Source organism: Paeniglutamicibacter sp. ORCA_105, from assembly GCF_045798545.1.
Classification (GTDB): Bacteria; Actinomycetota; Actinomycetes; order Actinomycetales; family Micrococcaceae; genus Paeniglutamicibacter; species Paeniglutamicibacter sulfureus.
In genome coordinates this window covers 1-373 of sequence record NZ_JBIXLM010000098.1, presented here as the reverse complement: position 1 = coordinate 373, position 373 = coordinate 1, and the positions used below count along the sequence as shown (strand labels likewise).

Genomic DNA, 373 nt, shown 5'->3' with positions numbered 1-373 from the left:
TTCCACTGCGGATCCAGCCACCGGGGCTCCCGGCATGGGAGCGATGGCGGGAACGGTGATTGCGATTCTCTTCGGCCTGGCCACCCTGGTCCCGAGCATCGCCGTCTCGGTCCGCCGCCTGCACGACTGCAACTTCAGCGGGTGGCTGTACCTGCTCATCCTCATCCCGATCCTCGGCGCGCTGGCCATCATCGTTCTGATGCTGCTGCCGTCCAACCCGGCAGGCGCGCGCTTCGACAAGGTGCAGGTCCAGCCGCCGCCTTTTCTCATCCGGGGCGTGGGTCAGACTGCCGGGGTTTCAGGGTAGAGCAACAGCTCGCCGTCCTTGACCTCGATCTTGTGGGTGCGGGCCCCCACGGTGGCCGGCAGGCAG

The 373-nt window shown here is 67.3% G+C and carries 1 protein-coding gene; it reads left to right on the top strand.

Going from position 1 to position 373, the window contains the following annotated elements; translation table 11 throughout:
* Positions 1 to 307: DUF805 domain-containing protein (locus ACIPUB_RS20130; protein ID WP_407609004.1), on the top strand; the 307-nt coding region annotated here is incomplete at its 5' end.
* Between the last annotated feature and the right edge of the window lie 66 nt (positions 308 to 373).